This is a genomic window from Paenibacillus sp. SRL342, from assembly GCF_984798905.1.
The window spans coordinates 6,275,936-6,300,249 of record NZ_OZ481790.1 but is presented as its reverse complement, the minus strand read 5'-3'; the positions used below and the strand labels follow the sequence as shown (position 1 = coordinate 6,300,249).

Annotated in this window: 24 protein-coding genes and 1 other annotated feature; of the genes, 23 read left to right on the top strand and 1 reads right to left on the bottom strand. The window is 46.8% G+C overall.

Features of this window, described 5'->3' with window-relative positions; all coding sequences use genetic code 11:
* Nucleotides 1–141: 141 nt before the first annotated feature.
* The 4 genes from AC4E8D_RS27790 to pssA all read left to right on the top strand — a co-directional run bounded on the left by AC4E8D_RS27790 (nt 142) and on the right by pssA (nt 6,111).
* On the top strand, nt 142–2,604 hold the full coding sequence (locus AC4E8D_RS27790) for an ATP-dependent Clp protease ATP-binding subunit (RefSeq protein ID WP_221825270.1): 2,463 nt from the start codon (nt 142–144) through the stop codon (nt 2,602–2,604).
* Between the two features lie 272 nt (nt 2,605–2,876).
* Entirely contained in the window at nt 2,877–4,244 is a 1,368-nt protein-coding gene (gene radA, locus AC4E8D_RS27785; protein WP_036671578.1) for a DNA repair protein RadA, read from the top strand.
* A 13-nt stretch (nt 4,245–4,257) separates the two neighbouring features.
* Nucleotides 4,258–5,334, top strand: a complete 1,077-nt coding sequence (gene disA / locus AC4E8D_RS27780; RefSeq protein ID WP_047841130.1) for a DNA integrity scanning diadenylate cyclase DisA — start codon at nt 4,258–4,260, stop codon at nt 5,332–5,334.
* A 45-nt stretch (nt 5,335–5,379) separates the two neighbouring features.
* Entirely contained in the window at nt 5,380–6,111 is a 732-nt protein-coding gene (gene pssA, locus AC4E8D_RS27775) for a CDP-diacylglycerol--serine O-phosphatidyltransferase (RefSeq protein WP_017692048.1), read from the top strand.
* A 126-nt stretch (nt 6,112–6,237) separates the two neighbouring features.
* Here pssA and AC4E8D_RS27770 read toward each other — a convergent pair whose 3' ends face one another.
* Nucleotides 6,238–6,633: a nucleoside triphosphate pyrophosphohydrolase family protein gene (locus AC4E8D_RS27770; protein ID WP_017692049.1), complete on the bottom strand. Its 396-nt coding sequence runs from the start codon at nt 6,631–6,633 to the stop codon at nt 6,238–6,240.
* 172 nt (nt 6,634–6,805) lie between these two features.
* Here AC4E8D_RS27770 and AC4E8D_RS27765 point away from each other — a divergent pair, with 172 nt between their 5' ends.
* The 19 genes from AC4E8D_RS27765 (at nt 6,806) to rpoB (ending at nt 24,215) form a co-directional block, all read left to right on the top strand.
* Nucleotides 6,806–7,891: a PIN/TRAM domain-containing protein gene (locus AC4E8D_RS27765; protein WP_047841132.1), complete on the top strand. Its 1,086-nt coding sequence runs from the start codon at nt 6,806–6,808 to the stop codon at nt 7,889–7,891.
* A gap of 82 nt (nt 7,892–7,973) precedes the next feature.
* Nucleotides 7,974–8,669, top strand: a complete 696-nt coding sequence (ispD, locus tag AC4E8D_RS27760; RefSeq protein WP_221825258.1) for a 2-C-methyl-D-erythritol 4-phosphate cytidylyltransferase — start codon at nt 7,974–7,976, stop codon at nt 8,667–8,669.
* Entirely contained in the window at nt 8,666–9,142 is a 477-nt protein-coding gene (gene ispF / locus AC4E8D_RS27755; RefSeq protein ID WP_017692052.1) for a 2-C-methyl-D-erythritol 2,4-cyclodiphosphate synthase, read from the top strand. The genes ispD and ispF overlap by 4 nt, the downstream gene beginning before the upstream one ends.
* Before the next feature lie 33 nt (nt 9,143–9,175).
* Complete coding sequence (gltX, locus tag AC4E8D_RS27750; protein WP_221825257.1) at nt 9,176–10,633, top strand: glutamate--tRNA ligase; 1,458 nt, start codon at nt 9,176–9,178, stop codon at nt 10,631–10,633.
* A gap of 538 nt (nt 10,634–11,171) precedes the next feature.
* Entirely contained in the window at nt 11,172–11,831 is a 660-nt protein-coding gene (gene cysE / locus AC4E8D_RS27745) for a serine O-acetyltransferase (RefSeq protein ID WP_221825254.1), read from the top strand.
* A 42-nt stretch (nt 11,832–11,873) separates the two neighbouring features.
* Nucleotides 11,874–13,274 (top strand): cysteine--tRNA ligase, encoded by a 1,401-nt coding sequence (gene cysS / locus AC4E8D_RS27740; RefSeq protein ID WP_221825253.1) that lies wholly within the window; start codon nt 11,874–11,876, stop codon nt 13,272–13,274.
* On the top strand, nt 13,271–13,750 hold the full coding sequence (locus AC4E8D_RS27735) for a Mini-ribonuclease 3 (RefSeq protein WP_076334124.1): 480 nt from the start codon (nt 13,271–13,273) through the stop codon (nt 13,748–13,750). The genes cysS and AC4E8D_RS27735 overlap by 4 nt, the downstream gene beginning before the upstream one ends.
* A gap of 43 nt (nt 13,751–13,793) precedes the next feature.
* A complete protein-coding gene (gene rlmB / locus AC4E8D_RS27730) occupies nt 13,794–14,540 on the top strand; it encodes a 23S rRNA (guanosine(2251)-2'-O)-methyltransferase RlmB (protein WP_449004969.1) in 747 nt (248 codons plus the stop codon).
* A 5-nt stretch (nt 14,541–14,545) separates the two neighbouring features.
* Nucleotides 14,546–15,067, top strand: coding sequence for an NYN domain-containing protein (locus tag AC4E8D_RS27725; RefSeq protein WP_036607162.1), 522 nt, complete (start codon nt 14,546–14,548; stop codon nt 15,065–15,067).
* 171 nt (nt 15,068–15,238) lie between these two features.
* Entirely contained in the window at nt 15,239–15,883 is a 645-nt protein-coding gene (sigH, locus tag AC4E8D_RS27720) for an RNA polymerase sporulation sigma factor SigH (RefSeq protein ID WP_017692059.1), read from the top strand.
* A 305-nt stretch (nt 15,884–16,188) separates the two neighbouring features.
* Nucleotides 16,189–16,338: a 50S ribosomal protein L33 gene (gene rpmG, locus AC4E8D_RS27715; RefSeq protein ID WP_072735843.1), complete on the top strand. Its 150-nt coding sequence runs from the start codon at nt 16,189–16,191 to the stop codon at nt 16,336–16,338.
* A gap of 17 nt (nt 16,339–16,355) precedes the next feature.
* Nucleotides 16,356–16,547, top strand: a complete 192-nt coding sequence (secE, locus tag AC4E8D_RS27710; RefSeq protein WP_017692060.1) for a preprotein translocase subunit SecE — start codon at nt 16,356–16,358, stop codon at nt 16,545–16,547.
* 21 nt (nt 16,548–16,568) lie between these two features.
* Entirely contained in the window at nt 16,569–17,102 is a 534-nt protein-coding gene (gene nusG / locus AC4E8D_RS27705) for a transcription termination/antitermination protein NusG (RefSeq protein WP_145336484.1), read from the top strand.
* A gap of 68 nt (nt 17,103–17,170) precedes the next feature.
* Complete coding sequence (gene rplK, locus AC4E8D_RS27700) at nt 17,171–17,596, top strand: 50S ribosomal protein L11 (protein WP_017692062.1); 426 nt, start codon at nt 17,171–17,173, stop codon at nt 17,594–17,596.
* A 94-nt stretch (nt 17,597–17,690) separates the two neighbouring features.
* Nucleotides 17,691–18,383, top strand: a complete 693-nt coding sequence (gene rplA, locus AC4E8D_RS27695; RefSeq protein ID WP_017692063.1) for a 50S ribosomal protein L1 — start codon at nt 17,691–17,693, stop codon at nt 18,381–18,383.
* Between the two features lie 68 nt (nt 18,384–18,451).
* Nucleotides 18,452–18,598: a sequence feature (ribosomal protein L10 leader region), on the top strand.
* Between the two features lie 24 nt (nt 18,599–18,622).
* Nucleotides 18,623–19,126, top strand: coding sequence for a 50S ribosomal protein L10 (gene rplJ, locus AC4E8D_RS27690; RefSeq protein WP_017692064.1), 504 nt, complete (start codon nt 18,623–18,625; stop codon nt 19,124–19,126).
* A gap of 72 nt (nt 19,127–19,198) precedes the next feature.
* Nucleotides 19,199–19,558 carry a 50S ribosomal protein L7/L12 gene (gene rplL, locus AC4E8D_RS27685; protein ID WP_017692065.1) on the top strand — a complete coding sequence of 120 codons (360 nt, stop codon included), beginning with the start codon at nt 19,199–19,201 and terminating at the stop codon, nt 19,556–19,558.
* Between the two features lie 96 nt (nt 19,559–19,654).
* Nucleotides 19,655–20,257 carry a class I SAM-dependent methyltransferase gene (locus AC4E8D_RS27680; RefSeq protein WP_339305779.1) on the top strand — a complete coding sequence of 201 codons (603 nt, stop codon included), beginning with the start codon at nt 19,655–19,657 and terminating at the stop codon, nt 20,255–20,257.
* Between the two features lie 412 nt (nt 20,258–20,669).
* Nucleotides 20,670–24,215, top strand: coding sequence for a DNA-directed RNA polymerase subunit beta (gene rpoB, locus AC4E8D_RS27675; RefSeq protein WP_091020534.1), 3,546 nt, complete (start codon nt 20,670–20,672; stop codon nt 24,213–24,215).
* Nucleotides 24,216–24,314: the final 99 nt, after the last annotated feature.

Here is a 24,314-nt window from a genome sequence, read left to right as displayed (position 1 = left end):
GCTTTTATATAATAAGGCATGTACGAATTGCCGAATGACTTTATTCGCAGCACGGCTGCAAACAAAAATGATATGAAGAATACGACGGTTATTTCATTACATGACCCTCGTTTTATCCAAAACCATGGAGGTGCAGGAGATATGATGTTTGGAAGATTTACGGAACGGGCCCAAAAGGTGCTCGCACTCGCGCAGGAAGAAGCTGTCCGTCTCGGTCATAATAACATCGGTACTGAGCATATTTTGCTCGGCCTCATTCGTGAAGGCGAAGGCATCGCAGCCAAAGCACTGATCGGCCTGGGACTCGGATTGGAAAAAATTCAGGATGAAGTAGAAACGCTGATTGGCCGTGGCCAAGAGCAACCTACCAACATTGCATATACGCCACGTGCGAAAAAAGTAATTGAACTGTCTATGGATGAAGCTCGTAAATTGGGCCACACTTATGTAGGCACAGAGCATATCCTGCTCGGATTGATTCGTGAAGGCGAGGGTGTTGCAGCACGTGTGCTCAATAACCTGGGTATTAGCCTGAACAAAGCACGCCAACAAGTGCTGCAATTGCTTGGCAGCAGTGAAGCTGTATCCAGTCATAATGGAACACCTGCCAATGTAAGCACACCAACGCTGGACAGTCTGGCACGTGACCTCACGGCTTATGCGAGAGAGAACAACCTGGACCCCGTCATTGGGCGTAGTAAAGAAATTGAACGTGTCATCCAGGTACTCAGCCGTCGTACGAAGAACAACCCAGTATTGATCGGTGAGCCAGGTGTAGGTAAAACAGCGATTGCTGAAGGCCTTGCACAAAAAATCATCGCAAATGAGATTCCGGAAACATTACGCGACAAACGTGTAATGACCCTGGATATGGGTTCTGTAGTCGCTGGAACCAAATATCGTGGTGAGTTTGAAGATCGTCTGAAAAAAATCATGGATGAGATCCGCCAAGCAGGTAACATTGTCCTGTTTATCGACGAATTGCATACCTTGATTGGCGCAGGCGGAGCTGAAGGCGCCATCGATGCTTCTAACATTTTGAAACCGGCTCTGGCCCGTGGAGAATTGCAATGTATCGGTGCGACAACACTGGATGAATATCGTAAATACATCGAGAAGGATGCAGCGCTTGAGCGTCGTTTCCAACCGATTACTGTAGATCAGCCTTCTCCGGAAGAAGCGATTCAAATCTTGCACGGTTTGCGTGACCGTTATGAGGCGCATCACCGCGTGAAAATTACGGACGAAGCAATTGTGCAGGCGGTTAAACTGTCTGACCGTTACATTACAGACCGTTTCCTGCCAGACAAAGCGATTGACCTGATTGATGAAGCGGGTTCCAAAGTAAGATTGAACTCTTACACGATCCCACCAAACCTGAAACAACTGGAAAGCCGTCTGGAAGATATCCGTAAGGAAAAAGACGCTGCAGTTCAAAGTCAGGAGTTCGAAAAAGCAGCAGCTCTGCGTGATACGGAACAAAAAATCCGTGAAGAGCTGGATGTAACGAAGAACCAGTGGAAAGAGAAACAAGGTCGCACCGATTCTGAGGTTACTCCTGAGGATATCGCACAAGTGGTAGCCAGCTGGACAGGAATCCCTGTGAACCAACTGAAAGAAGAAGAGACACAGCGTCTGATGAATCTGGAGTCTATTCTACATGAACGTGTCATCGGTCAGGATGAGGCAGTGAAGTCTGTCAGCCGTGCAGTTCGTCGTGCTCGTGCGGGACTTAAAGATCCAAAACGTCCGATGGGTTCATTCATTTTCCTCGGCCCTACAGGGGTAGGTAAAACAGAACTTGCTCGTGCTCTGGCTGAAGCGATGTTCGGCGATGAAAATGCAGTAATCCGGATTGATATGTCCGAGTATGGTGAGAAGCACTCGACTTCCCGACTTGTCGGAGCGCCTCCAGGATATGTTGGGTACGAAGAAGGTGGCCAGCTGACAGAGAAAGTTCGTCGCAAACCATATTCCGTAGTCCTGCTTGATGAGATCGAGAAAGCACATCCAGAAGTATTCAATATCTTGTTACAAGTGCTTGAGGATGGTCGACTGACGGATTCCAAAGGTCGCGTCGTTGACTTCCGCAATACGCTGATTATCTTGACATCCAACGTGGGTGCCGAAGCGATCAAACGTAACTCTACACTGGGCTTCACTGCAGTTGTAGATGCAGGAGCAGATTATGACAACATGAAGGGGAAAGTGATGGATGAACTGAAGAAAAGCTTCCGTCCAGAGTTCCTTAACCGGATTGATGAAATTATCGTGTTCCACTCACTCGAAGAAAAACACATCGCTGAAATTGTTACGCTTATGAGTGAAGAACTTCGTAAACGACTGCTCGAACATGAGGTCGATTTCGAACTCACTGATAATGCCAAGTCTTTCCTTGCGAAGTCAGGCTTTGATCCAGCTTACGGTGCGCGTCCGCTTCGTCGGGCGATCCAGAAGCATATCGAGGACAAATTGTCCGAAGAGTTGCTCACAGGTAACGTAACCAAAGGGGATTCATTGCTCATCGACGAAGAGAACGGTGCACTGTCTGTTACGAAAAAAGACGTAGTCGTTTCGTCCAATGAGGAAATCGAAACTAAATAATATTTAGCAAGCTTTGGAGTTAAACTTCAGCTTGTATTGATCCATAATCCTTAATCAAATCCTTCTCGGCTTCGGCCGGGGAGGATTTTTTGCACTTTGGACAGAAGACGGACATGATTATGTCAGGAACATGTGTAAAGTTTGCGATAATCCTTTACGAAAAATCTCAAACAATGGTAAACTTTTAGTAACCCTGCACGTCAGGGAGTTTGGGTGAAATTCGTCGAATAATGCAAAATGCTGTTATAAAACTAAATTATAGGAGTGCTGAAGTGGCCAAAGTTAAAACCAAGTTTCAATGTACGGAATGCGGCTATGAAGCCCCCAAGTGGTACGGTAAGTGTCCGGGTTGTCAGTCATGGAATTCAATGGTGGAAGAAACAGAGACGGTGGTCAAAACACAGGGGAGAAATTCTCCTCTGTTTGACAGTAAAGATAAACCGCTTCCTATCATAGATATAGATAGCGGTCAGGAACCGCGTGTACAGACTGGAATCGGAGAGTTGAACCGAGTATTGGGTGGCGGAATCGTTCCGGGTTCACTCGTTCTGGTGGGCGGAGATCCGGGTATCGGTAAATCAACGTTGATGTTGCAGACGTCCCATGCTTTGACGCATTCGGGTTTGCGTGTGTTATATGTTTCCGGTGAGGAATCAGTCAAGCAAACCAAATTGAGGGCAGACCGCCTCGGGGCACTCTCTGCCGAGTTGTATGTACTGTGTGAAACCAATATGGAACGTGTAGAGGAAGCGGTGGATCAGATCCAGCCGCATTTTCTTGTCATCGACTCCATTCAGACGGTATATCTTCCCGAAGTTACCAGTGCGCCAGGTAGTGTAGCGCAGGTAAGGGAATGTACGTCAAGGTTCATGCGGATTGCCAAAGGCAGAGGCATTGCAACTGTTCTTGTGGGGCATGTTACCAAAGAAGGTGCCATTGCCGGTCCACGTATGTTAGAACATATGGTGGATTGCGTCCTTTATTTTGAAGGAGAACGGCATCATACGTATCGCCTGCTGCGTGCGGTGAAGAACCGTTTTGGTTCAACCAATGAGATTGGCATTTTTGAAATGGGCGAGGATGGACTTCGTGAGGTGGGCAATCCGTCCGAACTCTTTTTGTCGGAACGTCCACTGGGTGTAGCAGGTTCAACGGTAGTTGCCAGTATGGAGGGTACACGCCCTCTGCTCGTGGAATTGCAGGCGTTGATCTCGACCACACATTTCCCTTCTCCCCGCCGTATGGCAACAGGGGTAGATCTGCATCGATTAAATCTGATCATTGCAGTGCTGGAGAAACGAATGGGGATGTTTTTACAGACCCAGGATGCGTATCTGAATGTGGCTGGTGGAGTACGGTTGGATGAGCCTGCTGTAGATTTAGCGGTTGCTGTCAGTATTGCATCCAGTTTGAGAGATGTACCGACCAAGCCGGACGACGTCATCTTTGGCGAGATTGGTCTGACAGGTGAAGTTCGAGCCGTATCACGGGCCGAACAACGAGTGAAGGAAGCCGCAAAGCTGGGCTTCAAACGAGTTATTTTACCAGAAAAAAGCTTAAAGGGCTGGAAACATCCTCGCGGGATACAACTGATCGGTGTGAATACCGTGGCAGATGCACTAGCGGTTGCTTTAGATTAGGGGGCATAACAAGATGAAAGATATGAGCCAACTGGATAATATGAATGAGTTGTTAAGGCTGATCGCACCAGGTACACCTTTCCGCGAAGGTCTGGAAAATGTGCTGCGCGCCAAGACGGGCGCACTGCTTGTTGTAGGATACAGCCCTGAAGTAATGGAAGTGGTGGATGGGGGATTCTCGATTAACTGTGATTTCTCCCCGAACTATCTGTATGAACTCGCCAAGATGGATGGAGCCATTATTCTTAGCGAGGATTTGAAGCGTATTCTTTACGCCAATACCCAGTTAATCCCGGATTCATCCATCTCTTCATCAGAGACGGGGATTCGTCACCGGACGGCAGAGCGTGTAGCGAAGCAAACGGGTAAATTGGTCGTATCCATATCACAGCGCCGGAATATCATTACCTTGTATCAGGGAACACTTCGTTATTCCCTCAAGGAAATCGGGGTTATTTTGACCAAAGCGAATCAAGCGATTCAAACCCTGGAGAAATACAAAGCGGTATTAACACAGTCCCTTACGAATCTGAGTGCTTCGGAATTTGAGGAATTAGTAACGATTCCTGAAGTGGTTAATGTGATTCAGCGTACCGAAATGGTGATGCGGATCAAAACGGAAATCAAACGATACATTCATGAACTTGGGAATGAGGGACGACTCATTTCCATGCAAATGGAAGAGCTCGTGGGTACAACGGAAGAAGAAGCCTGGTTATTGTATAAAGACTATGCCCGTGACGACAGTGATGACAAAATCCGTGAAATTATCGTGGGACTGAAAAGATTGTCGGACGATGAGTTGCTGGATGCACATCATATTGTCCGTCTGCTCGGCTATCCATCATCAGCGGCTACTTCGGAGGATTCGGTTGCACCTCGTGGATTCCGGGTATTAAATAAGATCCCCCGCCTGCCCAATGTCATTATCCATAATTTGGTGGATCAATTCGAACAATTGCCTCATGTGATTATGGCTACAATTGAAGAACTGGACGAAGTGGACGGTATTGGTGAAGTTCGTGCCCGGACCATTAAGGAAGGCCTCAAACGTTTGCAGGAGCAAATGTTTATCGACAGACAGATGTAAGGGTTTGCCTATATAAAGGCTTGAAATGGATGAGGTGAAACAACAATGCTAACCAGATTCATTCCGAATCTCTTTACCCTGGGTAATCTGTTTCTTGGAATGATGGCAATTTTGCTTGCGATTGATGGAAATTACAGTTTGGCTGCCATTATGGTCATTGTAGCGATGCTGCTGGATGGTCTGGATGGCAGAGTGGCACGTGCACTCAATGCTCAAAGTGAATTCGGTAAGGAACTGGATTCCTTGTCTGACATGGTCTCCTTTGGTGCAGCACCAGCCCTGATCATATTTATGGTGTCGTTTCAAGATTCGATGCCGATCCTCGCCTGGATCGCAACAGCGGCTTTTCCGATCTGTGGAGCCATTCGTCTTGCTCGGTTTAATGTTCGTCCGGGAATTCCCGGGTATTTCACAGGTCTGCCGATTCCCGCAGCCGGTGGGGTGCTGGCTACACTGTCCTTGTTCAATAAGGATATTGGTCCGGTTAGCATGATGATTGCTACGTTGCTGTTATCGTATCTGATGGTGAGTTCGCTTAAATATCCCAATTTCAAAAAGGTCGGTTTGCCACGCAAGGCAATCTGGATTGCACCATGGGTTGTGTTATTTGCCATAGCCGTAGCCGTTATTTTCCCGGAGCAGTTATCCAAATTGATCTTTATTCCGCTGGTATTATACGCCTTGTATGGAATGAAGCATAATGTGCGAACAGCGGCCTCGCGTAGTCGGGCGAAAAAGCGCAAGGATGAGAAATCTTCCCGTCCTTCCGATCGTTAAGCCGCCTTGGGGACAGACACTATACAAAGAAAGCACGTACTCTCCTGAACTGGAGAATGCGTGCTTTTTGTTTATTCAGATCTATTTACGGTAAAAGAAACCCTTGCGGACGACATACATATCTTCTTACGACAGATTAAACATCCCTAACGTTGAACACTTCTGTGATTCGTGATTTACGACCTCTTCCATGTTAATGTCCAGCAGATTGCAGAGAGCCGACATGTAGAACAGGTTCCGCCCTAGTTCAGAGCTGATGACCTCTCTGCAGTTCTCACACAACTCACCTTCCACATGCGTTTCCAGCAGGCCCTTGGTTTGAGCGATATCGCTCTCCGGGGCATATTTCTGCTTGGTGGCGTGCAGCTCGATGCAGCCGCATTCGGTAATGGCTTTGGACACGGCACGATTAACAGACGCTCCGGCTTGTCCCGTTTTGGAAAGTACATCAATCAGGCTGCGATGACGCAGCAACAGTTCAGAAACTTGATCCTGGAAAGCCTGTAAACTTAGCGTACTCATTTTGCCACTCACCTCGGGATATGAATTGAATTCATTATATGCCAATAATTTACCTACTTTCAACTGACGATTGCAACATTTCCAAAAAGTTCTTCCAGATGGGATTAGCAATTCAGGAATTGGATCATACTGGATATAAAGTCAAGATACATTGAAGGAGGTGCAGGGACTAATGTGGAAAAAAGGCATTTTAACTTTTACAGGATTGTGCGGTGCATGGTTCGGCTACACGGCATATCATCTGGCAGGAAAATCGGTCCCATGGATGGCTGAGTGGATTCAGTCAGCAGGATTACTGGGAGCTGGTATATCGACACTGCTGGGAGCTGTAATGTTTATGGCTGTATGTAATATCGGTGGAACATTGATGGCAGACAGGCTGCATAGTGGAATCGATTCATTGGCAAAAGTACCTATGAACGAACTGGCTGCAGGTGCCGCAGGTACGGTGGCTGGGTTGCTGGTGGCCTTGTTGCTCTACCCTGTTGTGGGATGGATGGGGACAGCAGGAGAAGTGCTGCAAGTGGCGCTGACGGTGATTAGTGCTTATTCTGGTTATACCCTTGCCATGGCGAAGAAAGACGATCTGGGGGCCTTCTGGATGTCTGGGCGATGGGGTCATCCCGAGGTGGACGAGGATAGACGGATGGAAGAACATAAGATTCTGGATACCAGTGTTATTATCGATGGGCGTATCGCTGATATATGCAAAACCGGATTCATTGAAGGCACGATCGTAATTCCGGAATTCGTTCTGGAGGAGTTACAGCATATTGCCGATTCATCGGATCTGCTCAAACGGAACAGAGGACGGCGTGGACTGGACATTTTGAATAAAATCCAGAAGGAACTTGATGTAAAAGTCCTGATCTACGAGGGGGATTTCGAGGAAATCTCCGAGGTGGACAGCAAACTGGTTAAACTGGCTAAAGTGCTTCAGGGCAAAGTGGTCACCAATGACTTTAACCTGAACAAAGTGTGTGAACTCCAAGGTGTATCTGTGTTGAACATTAATGATCTCGCCAATGCGGTCAAGCCAGTTGTTCTGCCAGGTGAGGAGATCATGGTGCAGATCATCAAGGATGGCAAGGAGCATGGTCAAGGTGTAGCCTATCTGGATGATGGCACTATGATCGTTGTGGAGGGCGGACGCGAGTATATCGGCATGATGATGGAAGTGCTGGTGACCAGTGTGTTGCAGACTTCAGCGGGACGAATGATTTTTGCCAAGCCGAAACTGTTGGAAAAAGCCCAATAAAGCGGTATGATGGGTAGTGTATCGTTGAATGATATTGTATATCTTCGGACGATAAACTGACAGACAAGGCAGGGATTGCGGCATGGATAAAGGGTGGGGCGTTGTCATTGTGGCAGCAGGTCGCGGAACCCGGATGGGGACGACCGAGAGCAAACAGTTTCTGTTGCTGCAGGACAAGCCCGTTTTCATACATACGCTTGAGGTATTTGCTGCGCTGGACGAGATCCGCGAGATGGTGCTGGTCACAGGAGCCGCAGATGTTGAACGCTGCCAGGATTGGGTAAAAGAATACCAACTGGATTCACGTGTCCGTGTTATCCCCGGAGGGAAAGAGAGACAACATTCTGTCCATAAAGGCCTTGAGGCACTTGGGACGGATTGGGTTCTCGTTCACGACGGGGTACGTCCTTTTGTGAACCATGAGCAGATCAAGGGATGCATGGCGGCCGCCATATCCGGTGGTGGAGCAGCTGTGCTGGCGGTTCCCGTGAAGGATACGATCAAACAAGTGAATGCGGAAGGAGTCGTTACGGCGACGCCAGACCGCAGCAGTCTGTGGAGCATTCAAACCCCGCAGGCTTTTCGTCTTTCTTCCCTGCTCTCCGCCTACGCATCAGCCGAGCAGGACGGATTTCTGGGAACAGATGATGCCATGCTGGCTGAACGTCAGGGAATGTCGGTCAAGGTTGTGGAAGGCAATTATACCAATATCAAATTAACAACGCCGGAAGATTTGCAATATGCTGCGTTTTTGCTGGGGGGAGAGAAGAAGCGATGATACGTGTAGGACAGGGATTTGATGTACATCAGCTGGTAGAGGGACGCCCGTGCATTATTGGCGGAGTAACGATTCCTTATGAAAAAGGATTGCTGGGTCACTCGGACGCAGACGTGCTGTTGCACGCGATTAGTGATGCCATTTTGGGTGCGCTGGCACTTGGGGATATTGGCAAACACTTCCCGGATACCGATCCGGAATTCAAAGATGCCGACAGCCTGAAATTGCTGGAGCATGTATGGCAGCTTGTGAAGGATCGCGGGTATAAGTTAGGGAATATTGATTCAACGATTATTGCCCAGAAGCCAAAGATGGCTCCTTACATCCCACAGATGGCTGAGGTTATTGCCAAGGCACTGGAAGCGGATGTAACGCAGGTGAACGTGAAAGCAACAACGACAGAGCAACTGGGATTCCCAGGACGGGGAGAGGGCATTGCCGCTCAATCCGTTGTTTGCCTTGTACGTGTGTGATATCATCAATCAATTAGCGACGGAGGGGATCATATGAGCACGGAAATTCGTGTGCGTTACGCGCCGAGCCCAACGGGACACCTGCATATCGGGAATGCCCGTACGGCGTTGTTTAACTATCTATATGCCAAACATAATAACGGTAAATTCATTATTCGTATTGAAGATACGGACGTGAAACGGAATATTGCCGGTGGTGAAGAAAGCCAACTGAAATACCTGAAATGGCTCGGAATTGAGTGGGACGAGAGTATTGACGTGGGCGGAGAATACGGACCATACCGTCAAACGGAACGTCTGGACCTCTATCGTAAATATACGCAGGAATTGCTGGATAAAGGTCTGGCTTACCGTTGCTTCTGCACGGAGGAAGAATTGGAGCAAGAGCGCGAGGAACAGTCAGCACGTGGAGAAACACCGCGTTATTCGGGTAAACACCGTGACCTGACTCCAGAGCAAATTAATGCGTTTGAAGCGGAAGGTCGCGTAGCGAGTATTCGTTTCCGTGTGCCGGAAGAGCGCACATATACGTTTGATGATATGGTTAAAGGCACAATCTCGTTCAACAGCAAGGAATCCGGTGACTTCGTCATTGTGAAAAAAGACGGCATTCCCACATACAACTATGCTGTTGCTGTGGATGATCACTTGATGAAGATCTCCCACGTCCTGCGTGGGGAAGATCACATCTCGAACACGCCGCGTCAACTGATGATCTATGAAGCGCTCGGCTGGGAGCCGCCGCAATTCGGTCATATGACGCTGATCGTGAATGAAAATCACAAGAAGCTGAGTAAACGGGATGAATCCGTTATTCAGTTTATTGAGCAATATGATCAGCTCGGCTATTTGCCTGAAGCGATGTTTAACTTTATTTCCTTACTCGGCTGGTCGCCGGAAGGTGAAGAAGAAATCTTTTCGCAAGAGCAGCTGATCTCCATTTTTGATACGAAACGTCTGTCCAAGAGCCCGGCGGTATTTGATACACACAAGCTGGCTCACTTGAACAACCACTATATCAAACATGCTGATCCGGAACGTATTGCCGAAATGGCTATTCCGCATCTGCAAAAGGCTGGACGTATTTCTTCCGAGCTGTCTGCTGAACAAAAAGAATGGGCTTATACACTGGTACACCTGTACCAGGAGCAGATGAATTCTGCCTCCGATATTGTCGAATTGTCGGAAGTATTCTTCCGTTCCAATCTGGAGCTTGAAAGTGAAGGAGAAGCAGTGCTTGCTGAGGAGCAGGTGCCAACCGTACTGAAGGCATTTGCGGATAAAGTACAGGCGAGCGAAGAGTTTACTCCAAGCAAAATGGCTGCATTGATCAAGGAAGTACAGAAAGAAACCGGCTTTAAGGGCAAACAGCTCTTTATGCCAATTCGTGTAGCCTTGACTGGACAGACGCATGGACGGGATTTGAACCAAACGATCGTACTTCTGGGTCGTGATACGGTGATCGAACGTTTGCTTGCACAAGTAAAATAAGCTTATTCGAGGACATTCCGTTTATTTGGAATCTGAATACAGTCTTATAATGGATGGATTACGTAGCAGGCTGTTGTCAGTCTGAGGCCTTTTCGCTATAATAACAACACAACGAATAATTGATATGATTTATCTAATAGAACAGCAAAGATCGGGAGGAGTAGACTGACCCGGACAGATTCAGAGAGGATGGTCCCGCAGCAAAGAAAGATTTCTTTGGTTGCGGTGGCTGTGAGCCATCCACTGTCCATCAGTCGAAATGCACCCGTGAGCTGCACAGCCGAATCCAGCCCCGCCCTTGTTGATCATGACAAGGGAAAACGTTAGGATAGGTTGTGACGATTGGTTTCCGTTACCAAACCGCTTGAGGGCTCATTCTATCTAAGAATGGACCGAGCAGAGTGGGACCGCGATAAACGCCTCTGCAGCTAAATGCTGCAGGGGCGTTTTTTTGTTTAGGCGAGTGTGCAGTACACTACCAAGGAACGCGCCGTCCGGTAAGCCGGAGGACGGGAACCTGAACAAGAGGGGAACGAGCATGTTCAAGAAGATCAGATCAGATATCCAGGCGGTGTTTGAAAACGATCCGGCGGCCCGAGGTTGGTTTGAGGTGGTATTCACCTACTCAGGGCTGCATGCGATATGGGCACACCGAATGGCTCATTTTTTATACAAGAGAAGATGGTTCTCGGTTGCCAGGTTCATTTCGCAGGTTAGCCGGTTTATGACAGGAATCGAGATACATCCTGGAGCTACGATCGGAAATCGGTTGTTTATTGACCATGGAATGGGCGTCGTTATTGGAGAAACATGTGAGATTGGCGATGATGTCGTTATCTATCAGGGGGTTACCTTGGGCGGAACAGGGAAAGAAAAAGGGAAGAGACACCCGACCATTGGTAATAATGTGGTTATCTCATCCGGAGCCAAGGTGCTGGGTTCATTTAGCGTGGGGGATCAATGTAACATTGGTGCGAACTCCGTTGTGCTTAAGGAGGTCCCTTCCAATAGTACCGTGGTAGGTATACCGGGCAGAATTGTCAAACAGGATGGTCGACGGGTAGATCGCCTTAGTCAGCAATTGCCCGATCCGGTCGTTGACTCCCTGCGCAGTATGCAAAAAGAACTCGAACGATTGCAGAAAGAAGTACGTACACTGCAGAATGCCCGTGAAAATGAGACTGTGCGTGATACGTGATACAATAAATAAAGGCAGTATAGGATGAAAGGATAAGTGACCATGACGCTTCAGATTTATAATACGATGAGTCGTACCAAAGAGGAATTTGTTCCCCAAGAGCCAGGGAAAGTAAAAATGTATGTCTGCGGACCAACGGTATATGACTACATTCATATCGGGAATGCACGCCCGGTTATCTTTTTCGACACAGTTCGAGGATACCTGGAACAGACAGGACATGATGTGAACTATGTGGTGAACTTCACGGATGTGGATGATAAGCTGATTCGCAAAGCAGAACAACTTGGAACAGATGTTCCTCATGTAGCTGAGAAATTTATTGCTGCCTATTATGAAGACCTTGAGGGATTGGGTATTCCCAAGGCGAGCAGCAATCCGAGAGTAACGGAAAACATGTCGCTGATCATTGATTTTATCCGTGAGCTGGTTGAAAAAGGATTTGCGTATGAAAATGGCGGTGACGTCTATTATCGTACAGGCAAATTCAGCGAATATGGCAAACTTTCGAAACAAAACCTGCAGGAGCTGCAATTTGGAATCCGTGTGGGTGTGGATGAGCGCAAAGAGCATCCCGAAGATTTTGTGCTCTGGAAGGCTGCCAAACCAGGGGAGATCTATTGGTCCAGTCCTTGGGGGGATGGTCGACCAGGCTGGCATATTGAGTGCTCCGCCATGGCTAGGGAATACCTTGGAGATACACTGGACATTCACGGGGGTGGACAGGATTTGCAGTTCCCGCACCATGAGTGCGAATGCGCCCAATCCGAGGTATTAACAGGTAAACCACTTGCGAACTACTGGATGCATAATGGATTCATCCGGATTGATAACGAGAAGATGTCAAAATCACTCGGTAATGGTGTTCTGGTTAAAGACTTGCGGAATCAATATAAACGCGAAGCGATTCGTTATTTCATGTTGTCTACCCACTATCGCAACCCATTGAACTTCACGGATGATACGATGGAGCAGGCACAGAACAGTGTGGACCGGATTGCGAATGCGGTAGGTAACCTGAACCATCGTCTGAATGCAGTAACTGTTGATCAGGATATCACAGCAGAGTTTGCGGCAAGACTCGACCAAATTCGTCAGCAGTATCACGAGAAGATGCAGGATGATTTCAATACGCCTGATGCAATTACTGCTATGTTTGAGTGGGCAGGGGAAGCCAACCAACTGTTGCAGCAAGAGGTAGTTAATGCGGCAGACATTCGCGCACTCCTCGAGTTGTTCAGTGAATTGAATGCTGTGCTGCGCATTTATACTGACGCAGAGCCAGAACTTCTGGACGAGGAAGTAGAACGTCTGATTGAAGAGCGTGTAGAAGCGCGCAAGTCCAAAAACTGGGCAAGAGCGGATGAAATTCGCGATGAATTGTCTGCACGTGGCATTCTACTTGAAGATACGGCGCAGGGCATGAGATGGCGGCGCAAATGAGCGAAGGACATCCAAATACACCAAAACAACAGGAGCAGGTCACAGAGGGAGGATGGTTCCCGTATCCTCCTTCCAGACCTGCGAGGTTGATTCCACCTATTGCGCTGGCCTATATTGGTGATGCGGTATATGAGGTAGCTGTTCGTCAATATCTGTTGTCGAAGGCCAACATGCGTCCCAATCATTTGCACCGTAGTGCAACCGGGTTGGTATCAGCGAAGGCACAGAGCCGCATACTTACAACGATTGAGGCTGAGCTGACAGAGGAAGAACGGGATATCGTCCGGCAAGGGCGGAATGCCAAGTCGGGCAGTGTACCCAAAAATGCAGATGTGCTGGAGTACAGACATGCCACGGCTTTTGAATGTCTCATTGGTTACCTCTATAGCAGTGGTCATCATGATCGCATGATTGAACTGATCGGGCATGGCATTGAGCACGCGGAACAACAATCGCCATCACCGACAAAAAAATAGAAATTTCAACAAAACAACGCATTACAGAGAGGATCGAACAACGATGGAAGAAGAATGGATCGCCGGTAAACACTCCGTGACGGAGGCGCTGCGTTCAGGCCGGACCATTAATAAAATATGGATTGCCGATACAGCACAGAAACATCTGACTCAACCTATTGTCTCGGAAGCTAAAAAACTAGGTATTGTCATTCAACACGTGGACAAGCGTAAGCTGGATCAAACGGTACCAGGCATTCAGCATCAGGGGGTAGTTGCTCAAGCGGCACCTTACGCTTATGTGGAGGTAGAAGACATTCTTGCCGCAGCAAAAGCGAAGAATGAGCATCCTTTCCTGATTCTGCTGGATGAGATTGAAGATCCGCATAACCTGGGGTCCATTTTGCGGACAGCGGACTGCACGGGTGCGCATGGCGTCATTGTACCCAAACGTCGCTCGGCTGCGGTAACCGTGACAGTATCCAAAACATCAGCAGGCGCTGTGGAGTACGTGCCAGTGGCTCGTGTAAGTAATCTTGGACAGACCATCGATCGCCTCAAAGAGGAAGGTGTATGGGTTGTAGGGACAGATGTCACGGCTCATGAAGGTGTCTTTGGTAATGGAGTCTTTACTGGCCCTGTGGCATTGGTAATCGGAAATGAGAATAAGGGAATGGGACGGCTTATTCGTGAGAAATGCGATGTGCTGATCAAATTACCAATGCAAGGTCAGATTAATTCCCTGAATGCTTCCGTGGCAGCCGGGGTTGTCATGTATGAAGTGCTCCGTTCGCGTCAAGCGCAGGAATAGAAGGTATGGCTGATTCCCGTGATGTGCTTCTTGTAGACGGGTACAACATGATTGGCGACTGGCCGGAATTAACCAAACTGGCGGAAAGTGGGCTGGAAGAAGCGCGAAACAGGCTTCTCTTTCGTCTTGCAGATTACCAGGCTTTCTCCGGCCGTCGAGTCATTGTTGTGTTTGACGCCTACCTCGTGCCTGGACTCGGTAAATCCTTTACTCAGAGCAAAGTGCAGATCTATTTTACAAAGGAAAAAGAGACGGCAGACGAATGCATTGAGAGACTCGTTCGGGAACTAAGCATGCGAAGACGCCAAATCTATGTGGCTACGAGCGATATGGTAGAGCAACATGTCATATTTGGACAGGGAGCGTTACGTGTATCTGCGAGGGAGTTGCTAATTGAAGTTGAGCAGAACGAAAAAGAATTAAAAAAACGACTGGAAGAAGATCAGGCGAAGACCACGCGTAACACACTCGGGGGCAAGTTGAGTCCCGATGTATTAAAAGAGTTTGAGCGATGGCGCCGGGAATAACAGCACGTTTTTACAAATTTTAGAATATTGAAAGTCTTGACATTTATGTTATTGATGTTCTTTTTTAGGCAGAGCGTGGTTGACGGTGTGAGGTACCATCATATATACTGATCCTATATTTCATAGAGTAGAGTAACGGGGTACCTTGCGTTGCAGCCGGAGGGATTGTCTGTGAGTGTCGACCTCAAAGATATCATGTTATCCAAGTATGATTACCAAAGTGACGAAGACATTGTCGAAGCTTTCCGTGAAGGCGAAAGCGAAGCGTTAGAGTTTTTGATTAACAAATATCGTAACTTTGTACGCGCCAAGGCAAGATCTTATTTTCTGATTGGGGCAGACCGGGAAGATATTATTCAAGAAGGAATGATTGGCCTCTACAAATCCATTCGAGATTTCAAAGGGGACAAGCTGGCTTCGTTCAAGGCTTTTGCCGAACTGTGTATTACAAGACAGATCATCACGGCGATTAAGACAGCAACACGTCAGAAACATATTCCACTTAATTCTTATGTATCTCTGGACAAGCCTATTTATGACGAAGAGTCTGATCGTACGTTACTCGATGTGATTTGTGGAACTCAGGTCAGTGATCCGGAAGAACTTATCATCAATCAGGAAGAGTTTGTGGGCCTGGAAGATAAAATGTCCGAGATTCTGAGTGATCTGGAACGTAAAGTATTGATGTTGTATCTGGACGGGAGATCTTATCAAGAGATTGCAGTAGATTTGGACAGACATGTGAAGTCCATTGATAATGCACTTCAGCGCGTCAAGCGCAAACTTGAAAAGTACCTGGAAGTTCGAGATAATTAAACACATGTTGTCGTTGACGGAAAAGGCTCGGTGTTTGAGTCTTTTTTTAGTGTCTCAAGTTTATAAAATCTAAGAATGTTTATACTAGTAATCGCTCGGTCCATGCAGGAGAAGAGAAAAACAGAGATGAGAAACGAATGTACGTTGTACGGAAGTAATACCCAATGAATGAAAGGCTATTCTTTCATTGACATGGTTATACCCTTGTGATAAAGTGTTTTAGGTAGGCCTAAATTTATGGCTTTTTTTTCAGGATCAATTTAGAGACTCTGCTTGAATGTGGAAGTCTTCGGGAGGTGTACATCATGCGGGTAATTATTACTTTGGCTTGTACTAACTGCAAACAAAGAAATTACACTACGACAAAAAACAAGCGTAATCACCCCGACCGCATGGAGATGAAGAAATTTTGCAAGTTTTGTAACGAGCAGACTTCTCATCGCGAAACCAGATAGTTTTTGGAGGTGTCGGCGTGAAACGAAGTTTCAAATCTCTGATTTCCTTTTTCTCAGAAAGCTGGGCTGAACTTAAAAAAGTTCGCTGGCCTAATCGTAAAGAGCTGACCAACTACACATTGATCGTACTTGGTACTGTTGTGGTTATGACGCTGTTTTTTTGGGTCATTGACATTGGCATCTCCTTTGTGATCGAAGCGATTATTTAAGAAGGGTTCCGGTGGCTTGATATGGAAAAAAGATGGTACGTCGTTCATACCTATTCAGGGTATGAGAACAAGGTCAAAGCCAATTTGGAAAAACGCGTAGAGTCTATGGGCATGGAAGACAAGATATTCCGCGTTCTTGTTCCTATGGAAGAAGAAGTGGTAAACAAGGACGGTAAGAAAAAGACCGTTATGCGTAAAGTTTATCCCGGTTATGTCTTGGTGGAAATGGTACAGACGGATGATTCTTGGTATGTTGTTCGCAACACACCAGGTGTTACAGGATTTGTCGGTTCGACAGGTTCTGGGTCCAAACCAACTGCATTGTTGCCTGAAGAAGTGGAACAAATTCTGAAGCACATGGGTATGGTTGAGCCTAAGCCGAAAATTGAGTTCGAAATTAAGGAATCCGTACGTATTAAAGTCGGTCCTTTTGCGAATTTCGTAGGCTCCGTGGAAGAAATTTTGGTAGATAAAAGCAAGTTGAAAGTGCACGTGAACATGTTTGGACGGGAAACACCGCTTGAGTTGGAATATACGCAAGTGGAGAAGATATAGTCTCTTCAAGTTTCTTGTGGGAGGGTTGAAAAACCCGTTAACCACTATTTTGCAAGGAGGTGTCAATCATGGCGAAAAAAGTTATTAAAATGGTAAAACTGCAGATTCCAGCAGGTAAAGCAAACCCAGCACCACCAGTAGGTCCGGCTTTGGGTCAAGCAGGTGTCAACATCATGGCATTCTGTAAAGAATTCAACGCTCGTACAGCTGATCAAGCGGGATTGATTATTCCAGTTGAAATTTCTGTATTCGAGGACCGTTCCTTTACTTTCATCACTAAAACTCCACCAGCAGCAGTTCTGTTGAAAGTGGCAGCTAAAGTTGAAAAAGGATCCGGCGAACCGAACAAGAAAAAAGTTGCTACTGTTAAACGTGATGCGGTACGTCAAATCGCAGAAACAAAAATGCCTGACCTGAATGCAGCAGACGTTGAGTCCGCTATGCGTATGGTCGAAGGTACTGCCCGCAGCATGGGTATCACCATCGAAGACTAATTTTCATAAGAAACATGGCTTCGTAAAACCGGTCGATTCGCGACCGGTTGATGTGGGAGGTATATCCGCTAACACCACAAAGGAGGAATAAAACATGGCTAAACACGGTAAAAAATACCTGGAAGCTGCTAAGCTGATTGACAGCGAAGCAACTTACGAGCCTTCAGAAGCTGTAGAGCTTGTGAAAAAGGCAGCTACTGCAAAATTCGATGAAACAATCGAAGCAGCAGTTCGTTTGGGTGTAGACCCTCGTAAGCAAGACCAGGCTGTACGTGGTGTTGTTGTCTTGCCACACGGCACAGGTAAAACACAACGCGTATTGGTATTTGCAAAAGGTGACAAAGCGAAAGAAGCGGAAGCGGCTGGCGCGGATTATGTAGGTGATGCAGACATGATCAACAAAATCCAACAAGGCTGGTTCGAATTCGACGTCTGCGTAGCGACACCAGATATGATGAGTGAAGTAGGTAAATTGGGCCGACTGCTCGGCGGTAAAGGTCTGATGCCTAACCCTAAAGCCGGAACGGTAACTTTCGATGTAACTAAGGCTGTTCAAGAAATTAAAGCCGGTAAAATCGAATATCGTCTGGATCGTGCAGGTCAAATTCATGCACCGATTGGTAAAGCTTCTTTCTCTTCTGAGCAACTTAATGAGAACTTCAAAGCTCTCATGGAAGCTCTGAATCGTGCTAAACCAGCGGCAGCAAAAGGTGTTTATCTGAAGAATGTTAGTCTTTCTTCCACGATGGGCCCTGGCGCACGCGTGAACGCAGCAGCTTTTAGATAATATCTCTTGACAGGCTTGTCCTGTTTTTGATAAGATATAAAAGTTGTGAGTCCGAGTGACTGACCGTTGACATTTGAATATGCTTGCCGTAGACAGTAGGTGCCATTTGGCTTAATTTCCTGCCGAGGTGTGATTATAGAACTTAGAACGATGCAAATCGATGATGAGTATATATCAAGCCTTCGTGATTCTACGGAGGCTTTTCTTAATGGGATAAATTTGATCAGGAGGTGTACAGATTGGCAAACGCAAAAGTGATTCAAGCAAAACAAGAATCCGTTGATGCAGTAACAGCAAAATTGCGCGAGAGCGTTACAACTGTTGTTGTTGACTATCGCGGATTGAACGTTGCCCAAGTAACTGAGTTGCGTAAGCAACTTCGTGAAGCAGGGATCGAATTCCAAGTGCTGAAAAACTCGTTGCTTCGCCGTGCAGCTGCAGCAGCAGAACTGACAGAACTCGATAGTGTTCTTACAGGTCCTACTGCAATTGCATTCAGCGTAGATGACGTTGTGGCTCCAGCTAAAATTCTGAACGACTTCGCGAAAAAGAACGATGCACTGGAATTGAAAGGTGCAGTCGTAGAAGGTCGCGTAATCGGAGTAGAAGAAGTTAAGGCATTGGCAGAACTGCCATCCCGCGATGGACTCCTCTCCATGCTCCTCAGCGTGCTTCAAGCGCCAGTGCGCAACTTCGCGCTTGCGGTTAAAGCAGTTGCAGAAAAAGAAGAGCAAGGCGCGTAAGCAACTTGATCTGAATGCTGCTTAGGCGGCAAATGAATTAAAAAAAATAATATTATATATGGAGGTTCACTCATGAGTAAAGAGCAAATCTTGGAAGCAATCAAAGGCATGACTGTACTGGAATTGAACGATCTTGTTAAAGCAATCGAAGAAGAATTCGGCGTAACTGCTGCAGCTCCAGTAGCTGCTGCAGGTGCAGTAGCTTCTGCTGAAGCTGAGCAATCCGAGTTCGACGTAATCTTGACTAGCGCTGGTGCTTCCAAAATCAACGTTATCAAAGCAGTTCGCGAAATCACAGGTCTTGGCCTGAAAGAAGCAAAAGAATTGGTTGACAACGCTCCAAAAGCATTGAAAGAAAAAGTTGCTAAAGAAGAAGCAGAAGCGGTTAAAGCTAAGCTTGAAGAAGCAGGCGCTTCAGTTGAAGTTAAATAATTTAGCTATTACAAGCTAAATGAACAAAACAACAAACCCCTTGACTTATATCAAGGGGTTTGTTGCTGTAATTGTAAATGGAAAGTGAGTGAGGGCATGTCCAATCATTATTATTCGGACAAACCGCAAGTGGCGCATGATCGCAGAGTAACTGAAGCGGTTCTTCGCGGATTCAGTCTGCGATTCGTGACGGATGCCGGTGTGTTTTCCAAAAACGGAATCGATTATGGCAGCAGAGTATTGATTGATGCGATAGAGTTGCCATCAGGGGCTCATGTTCTCGATGTGGGCTGTGGATACGGGCCAATGGGTCTTACAGCAGCCAAACTTGTACCGGATGGGCATGTCACCATGATCGATATCAACGAGAGAGCCGTTGAACTTTCCAAGGAAAATGCAAAAGCGAACGGAATTAACAATGTTACGGTATTGCAAAGTAATCTACTGGCTGAAGTGAAAAAGCAAGATTTTGACGTTATCCTAACCAACCCGCCTATACGGGCTGGGAAAGATACGGTTCATACTATTTTCGAACAGGCACATCGCCATCTGAAGGTAGGCGGTTCGTTGTGGATTGTCATTCAAAAGAAACAAGGAGCCCCGTCAGCGAAAGCGAAATTGGAATCTTTGTTTGGAAGAGTGGAAGAAGTGACGAAGGATAAAGGCTATCGGATTTTCAAAGCGGTGAAATCGGAATAGGTATCTACTAAAAGCTGAATCCGAGTTTGTAAAGTAAGCAGGGGATCATTTTTTTTGCAATAGGACTATTGACTTGAAATTCAGGTCGTGGTATAGTTGTAAAATGTCAGTATTAAGATGCCCTACTTGGCTTTAGCTAACTAAAAATGTCAACCTTTTTTTACGCCGAACGGGCTTATTATGCCTACGTTTGGCGTATAATATGTACATTTTGGGCAAACTGGGGATAAGAATGATTTGGAAAGACATCCGCCGATCAAAGTTGCTCTTTTTTCGAACGACATTTCGAGTAAGGGCTTTTCTTTATTTGTGGATGCATTGCTTTGCTCTGTATGTGTACCATTATAAGGTTACAAACAGAGGTTCGCAACGAAATTTTTAAAGTGAGTAGACATTGAGGGGTGAGTTTAAGTTGGCAGGACATCTTGTTCAATATGGTCGACGCACTCGGCGCAGTTATGCACGAATTAACGAGATACTCGAAGTTCCGAACCTGATTGAAATCCAACAAAAATCCTATGATTGGTTTTTGGAGGAAGGGTTGCGCGAAATGTTCCAGGATATCTCGCCGATCCAAGATTTTACAGGTAACTTGATTTTGGAATTTATCGATTACAGTCTCGGTGAACCGAAGTATACAGTAGACGACGCGAAAGAGCGTGACGTTACGTATGCAGCACCGCTTCGGGTCAAAGTCCGGCTCATTAATAAGGAAACCGGCGAAGTCAAAGAGCAGGAAGTATTCATGGGAGATTTCCCGCTGATGACCAACACGGGCACATTTATTATTAATGGTGCGGAACGGGTTATTGTCAGCCAGTTGGTTCGCTCTCCTAGCGTTTACTTCAGTACCAAAGTAGATAAAAACGCCAAAAAAACGTATACCGCTACAGTTATTCCTAACCGCGGCGCTTGGTTGGAACTGGAGATGGACGCGAAGGATGTTGTTTACGTCCGGATCGACCGTACACGTAAAATACCGGTTACGGTTCTCCTGCGTTCACTTGGTTTTGGCACAGATGCTGAGATTCTGGATCTGCTCGGTAATGACGAATATATCCGCAACACACTGGACAAAGACAACACGGATTCCACGGAGAAAGCACTCATTGAGATCTATGAGCGTCTTCGTCCGGGCGAGCCTCCAACGCTGGATAATGCGAAAAGCTTGCTCGTAGCACGTTTCTTTGATCCAAAACGTTATGACCTGGCTAATGTAGGTCGTTACAAAATGAATAAAAAACTTCACATCAAAAACCGTTTGTTTAACCAGCGCTTGGCTGAGTCACTTGTTGACGCTGAGACAGGTGAGATCATTGCTGAAGCAGGTCAAATGGTTGATCGTCGTTTGTTGGATGAAATCATGCCGTATCTGGAGAAGAGCGTTGGATTCCGCACGTATCACGTGGGTAACGGCGTTTTGGATGCCAATGATATCCCTATGCAAACGATTGATGTGTTCTCACCAACTGAAGATGGTAAAGTGGTCAAACTGATTGCCAATGCAAACATTGACAAGTCCGTTAAAAACGTGACACCGGCGGATATTATTTCGTCCATCAGTTATTTCCTTAACCTTCTACAGGGAATTGGTAGCACGGATGATATCGATCATCTGGGTAACCGTCGTTTGCGTTCGGTGGGTGAACTCCTGCAGAACCAGTTCCGTATCGGTTTGTCCCGTATGGAGCGTGTGGTTCGTGAGAGAATGTCCATTCAGGATGCTAACGTAATTACACCACAGGCTTTGATTAACATACGTCCTGTTATTGCATCCATTAAAGAGTTCTTTGGTAGCTCTCAGTTGTCACAGTTTATGGATCAAACGAACCCGCTGGGTGAGTTGACACATAAACGTCGTTTGTCCGCACTCGGACCCGGTGGTTTGACGCGTGAGCGCGCAGGTATGGAAGTGCGTGACGTCCATCCATCCCACTATGGCCGTATGTGTCCAATCGAGACGCCAGAGGGACCAAACATCGGTTTGATCAACTCCTTGTCTACGTTCGCTCGTGTGAATGAATATGGCTTCATTGAAGCTCCATATCGTTGGGTTGATCCGAAGACAGGTATTGTAACCGAGCAAATTGATTACCTGACAGCGGATGAAGAGGACAACTATGTTATCGCGCAAGCGAATGCGAAGTTGAACGAAGACGGTACATTTGAAGAAGAAGCGATCATTGTACGTTACAACAAACAGTCGGATAACATCCTTACGATGCCGAGTGAGCGAGTTGACTACATGGACGTATCGCCTAAACAGGTTGTATCCGTCGCTACAGCGCTGATCCCGTTCCTTGAGAACGATGACTCCAACCGTGCACTCATGGGATCTAACATGCAGCGGCAGGCGGTTCCACTCTTGATTCCTAAAGCACCACTTGTAGGAACAGGCATGGAGCACAAAGCTGCAAAAGATTCTGGTGTATGTATTGTCTCCGATTATGACGGAATTATTGAACGTTCTTCTGCGAACGAGATTTGGGTCCGTCGTGTTGAAGAAGTGGACGGTCAGGAAGTTAAAGGCGATATCGTTAAATATAAATTACACAAATTTATGCGTTCGAACCAAGGAACATGCATTAACCAGCGTCCGATTGTCAAAAGAGGTGCTGCTGTCAAAGCTGGCGATATCCTCGCTGATGGTCCTTCAACGGAAATGGGTGAATTGGCTCTGGGACGTAACGTTGTTGTTGCCTTCATGACTTGGGAAGGTTACAACTACGAGGATGCGATCTTGCTCAGTGAAAAACTCGTTAAGGAAGATGTATACACATCCATCCATATCGAGGAGTATGAGTCAGAAGCACGTGATACCAAGCTCGGACCTGAAGAGATCACACGTGACATCCCTAACGTTGGGGAAGAAGCGTTGCGTAACTTGGATGAGCGCGGTATTATCCGCATCGGTGCTGAGATCAGTGCTGGCGACATTCTGGTTGGTAAAGTAACACCTAAGGGTGTAACAGAGCTGACAGCAGAAGAACGTCTCTTGCATGCGATCTTTGGTGAGAAAGCACGTGAAGTACGTGATACTTCCTTGCGTGTACCACATGGTACTGACGGTATCGTAGTAGACGTGAAAGTATTTACCCGTGAAAACGGTGATGAGCTGCCTCCAGGTGTTAACCAACTCGTTCGTGTATATATCGCTCAAAAACGGAAAATTTCCGAGGGTGATAAAATGGCCGGACGTCACGGTAACAAAGGGGTCGTGGCCCGCATCTTGCCGGAAGAAGATATGCCTTTCCTGCCAGACGGTACACCGGTTCAGATCGTTCTTAACCCACTGGGCGTACCTTCCCGGATGAATATCGGTCAAGTACTCGAAGTTCACTTGGGTATGGCCGCGATGCAACTGGGTATTCACGTAGCAACTCCTGTATTCGACGGAGCGAAGGAGTATGACGTCTTCGATACGATGGAAGAAGCAGGTATGCAACGTAATGGTAAAACTGTCCTGTATGATGGTCGTACAGGAGAAGAATTTGAACGTGAAGTTACCGTAGGTGTCATGCACATGATCAAATTGGCACACATGGTTGATGATAAAATCCATGCCCGTTCCACAGGTCCTTACTCACTTGTTACGCAACAGCCATTGGGTGGTAAAGCCCAATTTGGTGGACAGCGTTTCGGGGAGATGGAAGTATGGGCGCTTGAGGCATACGGTGCAGCTTATACACTGCAAGAAATCTTGACTGTTAAATCCGATGACGTTGTTGGTCGGGTTAAAACGTATGAATCCATTGTCAAAGGTGAGAATGTTCCGGAACCAGGCGTTCCTGAATCATTCAAAGTATTGATTAAAGAGCTGCAAAGCTTGGGTATGGACGTTAAGATTTTGAGCGAAGATGAGCAAGAGATTGAAATGAGAGAAATGGACGATGAAGATGACGCTGCGAGCGATAAGCTCAGCCTCAACCTTGAGGGTACAGAGGTCGGAGCGGAATAAACCGCTTCGAGCGCATGATGACCGGCGTTTTTCATCAGGCTCGCGTCTTTCTCCGGCTTCGGCCGGAGTGGGCGTAACCTAGAATACAGGAATTGGTTA